At 59.7% G+C, this 11,826-nt stretch carries 11 protein-coding genes; 9 read left to right on the plus strand and 2 right to left on the minus strand.

Annotated elements, in window-relative coordinates:
• Window positions 1-30 precede the first annotated feature (30 nt).
• The 5 genes from GRAN_RS14220 to GRAN_RS14240 all read left to right on the plus strand — a co-directional run bounded on the left by GRAN_RS14220 (window position 31) and on the right by GRAN_RS14240 (window position 4,722).
• Window positions 31-519: a hypothetical protein gene (locus tag GRAN_RS14220; protein ID WP_128913661.1), complete on the plus strand. Its 489-nt coding sequence runs from the start codon at window positions 31-33 to the stop codon at window positions 517-519.
• A 151-nt stretch (window positions 520-670) separates the two neighbouring features.
• Window positions 671-1,879 (plus strand): chorismate synthase, encoded by a 1,209-nt coding sequence (gene aroC, locus GRAN_RS14225; RefSeq protein WP_128913662.1) that lies wholly within the window; start codon window positions 671-673, stop codon window positions 1,877-1,879.
• 21 nt (window positions 1,880-1,900) lie between these two features.
• The gene (gene def / locus GRAN_RS14230) at window positions 1,901-2,413 is read left to right on the plus strand and encodes a peptide deformylase (protein WP_128913663.1); all 513 of its coding nucleotides are present in this window, start codon (window positions 1,901-1,903) and stop codon (window positions 2,411-2,413) included.
• A gap of 24 nt (window positions 2,414-2,437) precedes the next feature.
• On the plus strand, window positions 2,438-3,370 hold the full coding sequence (gene fmt, locus GRAN_RS14235) for a methionyl-tRNA formyltransferase (protein ID WP_128913664.1): 933 nt from the start codon (window positions 2,438-2,440) through the stop codon (window positions 3,368-3,370).
• Entirely contained in the window at window positions 3,367-4,722 is a 1,356-nt protein-coding gene (locus GRAN_RS14240) for a transcription antitermination factor NusB (RefSeq protein ID WP_128913665.1), read from the plus strand. Before fmt ends, GRAN_RS14240 begins: the two co-directional genes overlap by 4 nt.
• A gap of 5 nt (window positions 4,723-4,727) precedes the next feature.
• On the opposite strand, the gene GRAN_RS14245 is transcribed toward GRAN_RS14240, so the two are convergent.
• The gene (locus GRAN_RS14245; RefSeq protein ID WP_128913666.1) at window positions 4,728-5,567 is read right to left on the minus strand and encodes a PASTA domain-containing protein; all 840 of its coding nucleotides are present in this window, start codon (window positions 5,565-5,567) and stop codon (window positions 4,728-4,730) included.
• 30 nt (window positions 5,568-5,597) lie between these two features.
• Complete coding sequence (locus tag GRAN_RS14250) at window positions 5,598-7,043, minus strand: cation diffusion facilitator family transporter (protein ID WP_128913667.1); 1,446 nt, start codon at window positions 7,041-7,043, stop codon at window positions 5,598-5,600.
• A gap of 73 nt (window positions 7,044-7,116) precedes the next feature.
• Between GRAN_RS14250 and GRAN_RS14255 the strand changes: the two genes are divergently transcribed.
• From GRAN_RS14255 to GRAN_RS14270, 4 genes are all read left to right on the plus strand, one after another.
• Window positions 7,117-8,430: a TCR/Tet family MFS transporter gene (locus tag GRAN_RS14255; protein WP_128913668.1), complete on the plus strand. Its 1,314-nt coding sequence runs from the start codon at window positions 7,117-7,119 to the stop codon at window positions 8,428-8,430.
• A 485-nt stretch (window positions 8,431-8,915) separates the two neighbouring features.
• Window positions 8,916-9,524, plus strand: coding sequence for a hypothetical protein (locus GRAN_RS14260; protein WP_128913669.1), 609 nt, complete (start codon window positions 8,916-8,918; stop codon window positions 9,522-9,524).
• A 698-nt stretch (window positions 9,525-10,222) separates the two neighbouring features.
• Window positions 10,223-10,501, plus strand: a complete 279-nt coding sequence (locus GRAN_RS14265) for a hypothetical protein (RefSeq protein WP_128913670.1) — start codon at window positions 10,223-10,225, stop codon at window positions 10,499-10,501.
• A 485-nt stretch (window positions 10,502-10,986) separates the two neighbouring features.
• Entirely contained in the window at window positions 10,987-11,727 is a 741-nt protein-coding gene (locus tag GRAN_RS14270; protein ID WP_128914206.1) for an SDR family NAD(P)-dependent oxidoreductase, read from the plus strand.
• Window positions 11,728-11,826 lie beyond the last annotated feature (99 nt).

Raw genomic sequence — 11,826 nt, forward strand, 5'->3', positions numbered from 1 at the left:
GGCATGTGGTTTGAGATCGAGGAGGTTGTTATGTCGGAGATGTTCAATAGTCCTTTCGTCGTGCCGGTCGCGGCTTGCGCGATGGTGCTGGGAATTGTAATTGCAAGCCGTGTGAGCGACATGCGGAAGAGGCAGTTGGAGTATGAAGAGAGGATGGCGCTGATCGCGAAGGGCATGCCGCTCCCTCCGATCTCGGAGCCAAGCTCGAGCATGTTTGCCGGAGTGCCACCGGAGCTCATGAGCCAGATGCTGACCAACGATACGCGTCCGGTGAACATGCAGCGGCGGATTGGGCTGGTGCGTCGATGGGGCATCGTGCTTGTGGCTTCGGCGGTCGGGATTGCGCTCTTCTTTATCGCGCTCGGGTGGATTCTGAGCGAGCGGGATGTACTCTCAGGCGCGGCTTGCGCGCTGATTCCATTCGCAATTGGCATCGGGCTGCTGATCGATGCCGGAATCCAGAAGCGAGAGATCGTCGAAGGGGCGGAATTGGCGGGAGCCGAGCTGCGGCGGGAGTAACGCCCCGCGTAGAGCCTCACGCGTGGCGGTGCGGGGCGATGTACGGGGCGGTGCAAGTTTGGCCAGCAGCCTTGTTACAATCTAGGTTTGGCCGGTTCGGTCTCTCCGGGCTGTCTCCGGCCACACTTTTTGATTGAAGCGGGTTCGCATCGTGAGTTCGAAGTTTCGGTTTTCGACGGCTGGAGAGAGTCACGGCGAGAGCCTTGTGGCGTTGGTGAGTGGTCTGCCTGCCGGTGTTCCGGTGGCGCAGGAGTTCATGAATCGCGAGCTGTGGCGGCGTCAGCAGGGCTATGGACGCGGCGGCCGGATGCGGATCGAACGGGATACGGCTCACATCCTGAGCGGCGTGCGTCATGGCAAGACGATCGGATCGCCCGTCGCGATGACGCTGGCGAACAATGACTGGAAGAACTGGGGCGAGATCCTCCCGGTGGAAGAGGGTGACGGGACCAAGCATAAGGCGGTCGCTTCGCCACGTCCAGGCCATGCGGATCTCGCCGGATCCCTCAAGTACGACTTCAAAGATGCACGGTATGTCTTAGAGCGTGCGAGCGCCCGGGAAAGTGCTGCCCGCGTCGCCTGTGGCGCCATGGCGAAGATGCTCCTGCGCGAACTCGGCATCGAGGCGGGAAGCCACGTCGTGCGCGTTGGCAAGGCTGAGCTTGGACGCGATGCCTCATGGGCTGAGATCGTGGCGTCGAATGCGCGCGAGGAGATCCTGCTGAACTGCGTGGATGCCGAGGCAGAGGCGCGAATGAAAGCCGAGGTCGACGCGGCGCTCCGGACAGGCGATACCATCGGCGGGGTGTTCGAGGTTGTCGTCCACGGTTTGCCTCCGGGTGTCGGAACGCATGTGAACTGGGATGAGCGTATGGATGGTCTGCTGGCGCAGGCTGTCATGAGCCTGCAGGCGGTGAAAGCAGTCGAACTTGGGCGCGGAGTGACGGCGGCAGAGTCCATGGGTTCAACCGTGCATGACGCGATCGCCTATCGCGAGCAGGGTGAAGGCGAGGCGGAGGACGGCGGCGCGAAGTTCACGCGGTTCTCGCGCGAGAAGAACAACGCGGGCGGGCTTGAGGGCGGTATCTCCAACGGCGAGGACATCGTCGTTCGCGGATACCTGAAGCCGATCTCGACGCTGCGGAGACCGCTTGGCTCGGTAAGCTTTGCCACACGTGAACCGGTGAAAGCGGCGTACGAACGCTCGGACGTCTGCGTGGTGCCTGCGGCGGGCGTCGCGGGCGAAGCGATGGTGGCGCTTGTGGTCGCCGGGTTGGTGATCGACAAGTTTGGCGGGGATTCGCTGCGCGAGATGAAGCGGAACTTCGAAGGATACTGTGAGCAGATTCGTAGTTTCTGATGGCTTGGGTTGGAGAGGCTTGTGAAGATTCATGAGGTGGTGAAGTATCCCGAGGCGGTGCTGGCCCGGCGGGCGGACGCGGTGACCGTCTTCGATGAGGAGCTGGCGGCATTTGTGAACGAGATGTTCGACAGCATGTACGCGGCGCAGGGCATCGGACTGGCTGCTCCACAAATCGCCATCTCGAAACGAATTACAGTCATCGACGTAAGCTTCAAGGAGAGGCCGGAGGAGAAGCTTGCGCTGATCAACCCGGAGATCGTCGAGAAGCAAGGTCGGCAGGTCGAGGAAGAGGGATGCCTCAGCCTCCCTGATATTCGCGAGAAGGTGGTGCGGGCCGAGTGGGTGAAGGTTCGGGCGCAGAATGTAAAGGGCGAGTGGTTCGAGGTCGAGGGTACGGAGTTGCTGGCGCGCGCGCTACAGCACGAGATCGATCACCTGGACGGCGTCCTCTTCATCGACCGGCTCAGTCGGCTGAAGCGGGAACTTGTGCTGCGGAAGATTAAGAAGCTGCAGAAAAACGGCGAGTGGTAATGGCAAGGAACGACGGAGGTTGAGATGAAGCTGGTATTTTGTGGGACTCCCGAGTTCGCCGTACCTACTCTTGAAGCGGTGGTGGCAGCAGGACATGAGGTCGCGCTGGTCGTAGCCCAGCCGGACCGTGCCGCTGGTCGCGGCATGGAGATTCGCGTCCCTCCGGTGAAGCTTGCCGCTGAGAAGCTCGGGATTCCGATCGTTCAGCCGGAGAAGATCAAGAACAACATAGACTTTCGAGCCACGCTGGAAGCGATCCAGCCGGATGCGATCCTCGTGGTCGCCTACGGTCGCATCATTCCGGACTGGATGCTTGCGCTGCCCCGGTTCGGGAATATCAATCTGCATGGCTCTCTTCTGCCAAAGTACCGCGGGGCTGCGCCGATCCAGTGGGCTGTCGCGAATGGCGAGACCCATACAGGCGTGACGACCATGGTTCTTGAAGCGGGGCTGGATACAGGACCGATGCTTCTGGCGCAGGTGGTGCCGATTGGGGTCGAAGAGACGGCGGAGGATGTCTTCGAGGGACTGAGTTCCGTCGGGGCGGAGCTCATGGTCAAGACGCTCGCCGGGTTCGAGGAGGGCACGCTCTGGCCGGTAGCGCAGGATCACTCGCAGGCTACACTCGCCCCGATCCTTACTCGGGAGGACGGTCTGGTCGACTTCTCGCGGACGGCGAAGCATATCTATGACCGGTGGCGCGGATTTCAGCCGTGGCCCGGCGCGTTTACCTCGCTGCGGGGAAAGAAACTGATCCTGGCGAAGGTTTGTCCTGGTGCCGATCACGAAGGTGAGCCAGGAACGCTGCTGCTTCGGGATGGCTCGTTAGTGGCCGTGTGTGGCGAGGGGACGGGGCTCGTCCTCGAAGAGGTTCAGATGGAAGGCAAGAAGAGAATGGCGGCGGCGGAGTTTATGCGTGGGTACCAGGTGAAGAGTGGTGAGCGGGTGGGGATTTGAAGAGGTTCGAAGGGGCAGGTGGAAAGAAGCCGGGTGCGGTTCCGGTGAAGCGAAGCTTTGTGAAGGCTCGTCCGGCGAGCGCAGGGCCGACGCGGTCGGCCGAGGAGGCACAGGCCAAGGTCTCACCGGCGCGACGTGTGGCGTTCGAGATTCTGCTGCTGGTCGGTGCCGGCAAGGGGCACAATGACGAGCTTCTTCATGGTGTCAGGACGGAAGAACTTTCTCCGGAGGATCGGAAACTCGCGACCGCCCTCGTGATGGGCGTGCTGCGTTGGGAGATCGCGCTCGATGCGCGGGTGCGGAACTTCCTTGAACGCCCGGAACAGAAGCTGCCTGAACCGGTGGCGCTTGCGCTTCGGATGGGAGCGTTTCAGTTGCAGCACATGAACCGCATCCCTGCACACGCAGCCTTGAGTGAGAGCGTGGAGCTTTGCCGGGCGGCCGGCCATCCGCACGCAACCGGGATGGTCAATGCGATCCTGCGAAAGGTTGCGGCAGCGCAGAAGCCGAAGGAGCGCATCTTCGAGTCGACCGCCGCCTTTGCGGAGAGGCTCGGACATCCGCGATGGCTCGTCGAACGCTGGGTGGAGCACTATGGTCGCGACGCGGCGATCAAGATCTGCGAGGCAGACCAGGAAGAGCCCGCCTCGGGTGGTCTCTTTGCCATCTCAGACGACGAAAAAATGCCGCAGATGGATGACGGTTCAAGGTTGGTGGCGGAGATTGCGGCTGCTGCGGCCCCGGTGGTGGAAGACAGGGCGCTGCGGGTCTGGGATTGCTGTGCTGCTCCGGGTGGCAAGACGCTGATGCTTGCGCTGCGGACCGAAGGCGACGTTCTCGCGAGCGATGTGAGTGCGAAGCGGACGGCGCATATGGAGGCGCGGCTGCGTCGCTTTCCCTATGGTGCGAAGGTCCGCGGGGTAGTTTCGGATGCGGCAAAGTTAGCGGAGGAAGAAGGGGAGTTCGACCTGATCCTGTGCGACGTTCCGTGTAGCGGAACGGGAACACTCGCAAGAAATCCGGAGATTCGCCAGAGGCTGAAGCCGGAGGAGCTTGCGCGGCAGGCGTTGCGGCAGCGTGAGATTCTTGCGGCGGCTATGAAGCGTCTCGCGCCGGGCGGACGCGTGGTCTATTCGACGTGCTCCCTCGAGCCGGAAGAGAATGAGCGCGTAGTGGAAGCGGTTGCTGGAGCCGAGTGGAGGCGGGTCGGGGTGGATCGACTCATCGGCCGCGTCGAAGGGTTGCGGCAGGATTTGGGCTCGGCGGTGCGCGACGGACAGCTCCGGACACTGCCTGGAGTGCACGCATGCGATGGCTTTTACGCAGTGGTTCTGGAGCGAGCTTCCGGCTAGAAATGCTACTGAGCTGAAGGGGCGTCTGGAGCGGGTGCCGTGGGCGTGTTCTGGGCGTAGGTGAGGTGGACGCCGGTTCCGCGGACCACCCGGTGACCCGCTGCCGGATATTGCCCAATGACATTCCCGCTCGCGTATACCGGCACATCGAAGGCGACGTTGCTCTGGGGAGCGGGGTTCGGATTATTTGGTTCGCCTTGCGCTGCGGCATTTGGATCCTGATTGGCGACCACATGAAGGCCAGCCGCAGCAGCGCGGGAGGCGGCGCTCGAAGGTGACAGGCCAGTCAGAGTCGGCATCACGACGGCTTGCGGGGACTGCGCATCCGCGGTCTGGCTGACGAGCAGACTCACCCGCGGCCCATCGATATTCTCGGCGTTCGGCGGCGGGGTCTGCGCGATGATGGTGTCAGGCGGCCCGTCGGTGGGGATGTAGGAGACGGTTCCAAGCTCAAGGGAGAGACGCCGCAGCGCGATAGTAGCCGACCGTTCGGACTGGCCGATGACGTCGGGGATGGCGACGCGCTGGTTCCCAAGGCTCTCGGTCACGCGGACCTGCCAGTCGCGTCGAACCGTTTCGCCCGGTGAGGGTGACTGGCTGAGGATGTGTCCTGCCGGCACCGACGTCGAATAAAAATGGTTTTCGACATTGATACTGAGCCCCTTTGAAGAGGCGCGCTGCTGGGCGTCGTCCACGCTGAGACCGGCGAGCGCAGGCACTTCGACCTCACGGCCGTGGATCGCGAGACGCATCGTGATGAAAGCCGAAACGACCGCTACGGCGATCATGGCCATGCTGCCGAGAGCGAAGTTGAAGAGGCGCTTGATGCGTAACTGCGTGCTCATGGTCCTGTACAGACTACAGCGGGGAGCGTGTCAGCGGCGATTGTCAGTCGCGGGTTCAGGATGGATGAGGAGGCGGCTGACTTCCGGATTCTCAAGCTTGAAGGTACCTTCGAGCGCCGTGATGATGGCGTGGACGTCGGACATGGGCAGGGCGTCGGGCAGGGTGCAGTGGCAGTTGACCTGGATGCGGTCGTTGATGTGGGTGACGAGGACCTCGTGGATGTCGAGGATCTCGGGGTAAGCGCGCGCGGCGCTGCGGAGCCGAAGTTCGAGCTGGCGATCGTGTTCAAGCGAGGATGGCCGCTCAATGGTGGCGGGCTCGCTCTCGATGTGGGTCAGGATGGTCGAGATGGCTGGCACTTCACGCCGGATGTCGGCTTCGAGCCGCGTGACGAGATCGTGTGCCTTGCGTAGCGGCAGGGTCTCGTCAACCTCGAGATGCTGCTCGACGTGGAGCTTGCCTTCGAACTGCTGGACGGCGACGTCGTGAATGGAGAGGTTCGCTCTAGCGGCTACCGCGCGAATGCGGTCGTGAAGTGATTCGGCGATGGAGGCTGTAGGGACCGAGTGAACGACGACGTCGGCCCCTGAGTAAATATCCTGTACCGCCTGTGTCGCCGCCATCGTGATCTGCTCGGAGCGTTGAAAGGTGACGTTGCGAGGGATGCCCAGCGTCAGATCGGCGAAATACGTCGGACCCGAGCGCCGTGTGCGGAGACGGTTGACCGAGACCACGCCGTCGATAGCGAGAAGATCGCGGATGAGCTGACGGCGGACCTGTGCGCGGGTCTCTGGCGGGGTGGCGTCGAGAAGGTTGTCGATCGTCCGGCGGGCGAGCGAATAGCAGACCTTGAGGATGATGAGCGACACGACCAGGGCGGCGATCGGATCGGCCAGCTCAAGGCCCATGATGTGAAATCGTTCGCCGCAGTAGGTTGCCGCGAGGCCAAGGAGAACGGCAAAAGACGACCAGATGTCGGTGCCGAAGTGGACGGCATCGGCTTCAAGCGCTTCACTGTTATGCTCCGCTGCGACCTTGTGGAGGTTGCGCGAACGGGTGAAGTCAACGGCTATGGACAGCAGAAGGACGACGAAGGGCCACGGAGACATCTCGAGGACGAGATGCGAGCGGGCGACGATGCGGTGGAGCGCCTCGTAGATGATCCAGACGCTCGAGGCAAGCATGAGAACGGTTTCGACGAAGGCTGAGAGGCTCTCGATCTTGCCGTGACCATAGTTGTGCTCGTCGTCGGCGGGGCGATCGGAGACCTCGACGGAGAAGAGGGTGATCGCGGCGGCAATCAGGTCGATACCGGAGTGCGCGGCCTCGGAAAGCATACCAAGGGAGCCGGTCAGGATTCCCGTGAGTAGCTTGAGCAGCGTGATGCCGAAGGCTCCGAGGACGGACGCGAGCGCGGCGGAACGCTTGGCCGTGTGGGTGCTCGTGGCTTCTTCGGGGGTGGCCACCTGGGGCATGCTTCGATGCTACAGGATGAGAGTGGCCTGGATAACAGTGTGCGTCCCTGCGGTGGGATAGACTTTCCCAATCATGAGTGAAGGTGGGAACGAAGAGATGGAGGTCAGCCCGTTAGGAGCTGAGCCTGAGCTGGTGCGCCCAGTCGATGGGAAGTTGGCAGCACCGCAGGTTCCCGAAGGACGGCGAGCGGCGGCAACCTTCATCTTCCTTACTGTGACGCTGGATATGCTCGCGCTTGGAATGATCGCGCCGGTGCTGCCGAGGCTCATCACCGGCTTTATGGCCGGGAACGCAGTCAACGCGGCTCAGATGCTTGGGATCTTCGGAACGGTCTTCGCGGGGATCCAGTTCCTGTTCTCGCCCGTGCTTGGGTCGATCTCCGATCGGTTCGGCAGACGACCTGTCGTGCTTCTCTCGAACTTCGGGCTTGGGCTGGATTATCTCCTGATGGCCTGGGCTCCGGCGTTGGCTTGGCTGTTCGTCGGGAGGGTGATCTCGGGGCTTACGGCCTCGAGCGTCCCTACGGCGATGGCGTATATGACCGACGTGACACCTCGAGAGAAGAGGGCTTCCGCATTCGGAATGCTTGGCGCAGCGTTTGGGATGGGGTTTGTGCTTGGGCCGGCGGTGGGCGGGATTCTGGGGAGCGTGAGTCCGAGGCTGCCGTTCTGGGTGGCGGGTGGGCTGAGCCTGGTGAACGGCATGTATGGGGTGTTTGTGCTGCCGGAGTCGTTGAAGAAGGAGAATCGGAGCCCGTTTTCCTGGAAGAGGGCTAATCCCGTGGGGTCGGTCGCGCTGCTGGGGAAGAGCAAGGTGCTGATGGGAATGGCGGCTGTGTTGTTGCTTGGGTATACGGCGCAGCAGTCGCTGATGAATGTGTATGTGATCTATTGCGACTACCGGTATCACTGGTCGGATCGCACGGTGGGCCTATCGCTGGCGGCGGTGGGGATCGCTTCGGGGCTTTATGGTGCGCTTCTCGTGAAGCGGGCGGTGAAGGTGCTGGGTGAGCGTGGGGCCATGTCGGTTGGGCTGATCTGCGGGGCGATTGGGTGGGTGATGATGGGGTACTCGAAGACGGGGTTGCTGCTTTGGGCGGGGATTCCGATTCTCAACCTAATGTCGATTGTGTGGCCTTCGGCACAGAGCATCATGTCGGCAGAGGTTGGGCCTTCGCAGCAGGGGCAGATGCAGGGAGCGGTGAATAGTCTGCGGGGGATGGCTGGGCTGGTTGGGCCGGGTTTGTTTACTTATATTTTTAGTAAGTCGATTGGGGTGGGCGCGGTGATTCATGCGCCGGGAATGGCGTTTTATGTGGCGGCGGGGATTTTGATTCTTTCGTTGGTGGTGGCGGAGAGTGTTCGGCCGAGGAAGCTTGTGAAGTGAGGATCTTCTGCTGTTTGCTTACTTACCTGACGAGAAGGGCGTTTATCGGTAGTAACGGCTCGAACGGGCACCAGCAACATTCGATGAGTGCATTGGCCTGCTACCGCCAACTGAGAACGGAAAGGCACCTGTCCGAGAAGGCGTCTATTCGGCTACGCGACGACAATGACGACAAGGGCGTGTCAGGACGAATCTCGTCAGGCGGGTGGATCACAGAGAATCCTCCTTCTCTCCTGAAAACACTAGCTCGATACCTCTACGACCACCGCTCGCACGTGCATGCGTCCGCCTCGAAGGTTTCGTTGAAGTAGGCTACCGTAAAGCGTTGCGAGAGCTCGACGGGAATCTGTTGCCAATGGCCGGTTCATCGGCCAACCTTGTATTTGCTAGACAGCCGGTTGGCGAAGAATCTAACGCCACTATTAGAATGGTTTTCGACTCAAACGTCGATCCGGAAATCCGCATTTAGGGACTGAGGGAAGTACATGTACTTTCGGCGCCGCTTGTTAATCGACGCACGGCTATTCGTCGCTACAGTATTCTCCGTGCTAATTCTCAGCCGCATACTCTCGCTTATCATTCCGACCGAGTTCTACTTCAGCTTCCAATCCCTGTTCGCTGACCGGACGAGTCGAAATCAGTTGATCGCATTGATCGGCAAGATGCTTGCACCAGCGGCTTCCGGCTTTGGAGTTGGCTGGCTCATTTATTTGAAGTATACGAGCAGCGCCGAATTCAGACTCTCAGTTTTCGCAAGGCGACTGAAACTCCAGTGGTCTCCGACAATTTTCGTGGGAGGCTTCTCGGCCGCATTCTTATCGGCGTGGCCCATCATTGTTTATTGGGATCTCCTGGCTAACCCTGAGGTTCTCCATCTCAAGCTTCTTTTCTTTGCGCTTTATCTTGTTTACATGCTTTCGTACGGCTATGTAGCTTTATTGGGCTTCCTTAGTGCCCTCTTTGTAAAAGAATCTCTAGAGGGGAAAAGAAAAGATGCCAAGCTGGTGTCTATCAGCGAACTCTCGCGCGTGGGAGCGCTCTGGCTCCTAAGTTCCGGTGTCGCATCCGCGGCGATGAAAGTTTTGACTAAATGATTCGACTTCGTCGAACCCTTACGATCAATAGTCGCTATATGCCGGTCAGACTTGTGCTTCCTCTAGTCGTCGGCACCTCAGTCCTCATGGGATGTTTTGCTATCGGTCCCGCGCACTATAACAACCTGCCCCCTCTCTTCGCGGGTGGAAAAGAAGAAAAGGGAGAGCAAGGAGACGACTTGCACCCGATTGCAGTCCGAGCTCTGGGATTGGAAAAGCAGGGCACTCTTCCCGAGACGATCGACGGGCGCCAAACTTTTTTAATTCGAGATCGCGTAGCGATCAATATTTTGGCTCGGTCAGGGTACTTGAATAGTGCTGTTGTTATCGAGAATGGAGGATCACCTCCGGAAAATGTATACGAGGCGGTCCCCGCTGACGCACCTGCAACGTGCGCAACCGTAGCCGGTCAGGATCACGAAAACAAGGATGCAGGGTTACTTGATTCGCCACGCCAGGAAGCCCTTAGGATGGCTTTAGCTGCTGTAGCAATCGAGAAGTTCAATAGAACACCTTTCCATCGGTGGGCCGAGTGGACCGCCGTCAAAGCAGTAAGGACAGTCTTCGGGAGGACACCCGACTTCTCCCTAGGGCCCGCCCAACTCCGAATGTCTACCCTCCGGCGCCTCCGAGACGAAGCTGCATCGTCTGACGCTGCCTACGCAGTTGTAAAGCAACCGGACGCTCACTTGGAGGCGATGCTGACAGACGAATGCAGTTCGCTGACTCTCGCCGCTCTGCTGATGTATAACGAATTGCTAAAAGTCAGACAAAGTCACGTGTGCGATGATGCACCGGACATGAACTGCGTAGAACTGACCGTAGCCGCCGACTACTCGGGCCACCATCGCCATTCTTCCGCCACCATCGACTATGGTCCAGTTTTAGTAGCGATGATGAATATAATTAAGGATTATGAGGGGGTATTCGTTGATGAGGGAGCCGATCATGTTCCGCCGACTTCAAGCCCCCCGTAACAATCAGTCGGGATACTCTGAAGGGACGATCGTGCTGGGGGCTGGACGCTCAGCGGCAACAAGCCGATCAACAGCGAGTCACGATGCACTCGATCTCTTGCTCGGTCCAGCGACAACCTGTGCGACTCAACCTTGACGCTCGCGATCTCGGATTTTTGTTGTTGACCGCGCTGTGTTTCCATGAGTGACAAATCGCCAATGCACTCACTGACGCAGAATCAATACCGGGAAGTCGGCTTGTCGTCAGCAATTCAGTCCCGCAAATAACGGTCGGTGAGTTTCGTAACGGGCTCGTTCCCCCTTCCTGCCTTTTCCCCTTTGCCGCCTGCGGCGCTACGACCTTAGCAATGCAACTCAGATCCCGGCGCGTGTTTCTGCTGAACGCTGCGTAGCCTTCATGTAGCGACTGATGTATATGCATCATGCTGATATGATGAACGTCATTGAAAGTCATCGCAGTAAAACAAGAATCGAAAGGACATTACATGGGGAAGCTCGAAGGAAAGATTGCGCTCATAACGGGCGGGAATAGCGGCATCGGACTTGCGACCGCAAAGCGGTTTGTAGCCGAAGGCGCCTACATCTTCATAACGGGACGTCGAGAGGCGGAGCTAGATGCTGCTGTAAGCGAGATTGGTGCCAATGTAACCGGTGTCAAGGGAGATGTGGCCAGCCTTGGCGATTTGGATAAGCTCTTCGCCCAGATCAAACGCGAGAAGGGCAAACTCGACATTGTCTTTGCGAACGCAGGAATTACGCCCATGACCCTGTTAGGCGAGATAACGGAGGAGGCCTACGATTCGCTCTTCGATGTCAATGTCAAAGGACTCCTCTTCTCCATCCAGAAGGCACTCCCGTTGCTGTCAGACGGCGGGTCGATCATCCTTAACGCATCCATCGTTGCCAGCAAGGGTTTTGCCAACTGGAGTGTGTATAGCGCTACAAAGGCCGCTGTCCGTTCGTTCGCACGAAGCTGGACATCGGACCTGAAGGAACGCCGTATCCGTGTGAATGCGTTGAGTCCCGGCTATATCGACACCGCGCCGTGGCATTCAAGTGCCGTGACAGAGATCCGCGAAAATATCGAGTCTTCGGGCAGTGTGCCACTGGGCCGGTTTGGTACAGCCGATGAGGTCGCTAAGGCCGTGGTCTTTCTCGCGAGTGATGACAGCAGCTACATCACTGGAACGGAGATATTCGTCGATGGTGGTGTCGCACAAATCTGATGCCAATGAAGCCGGTGGCCTCGACAGTCGACTGCGTTCGACTGTCGAGTTCCTTCCATAGCCTAGAGTTTTGTTGGATCGAGACTTCGCAGGATATGA

The organism is Granulicella sibirica (assembly GCF_004115155.1).
GTDB lineage: Bacteria > Acidobacteriota > Terriglobia > Terriglobales > Acidobacteriaceae > Edaphobacter > Edaphobacter sibiricus.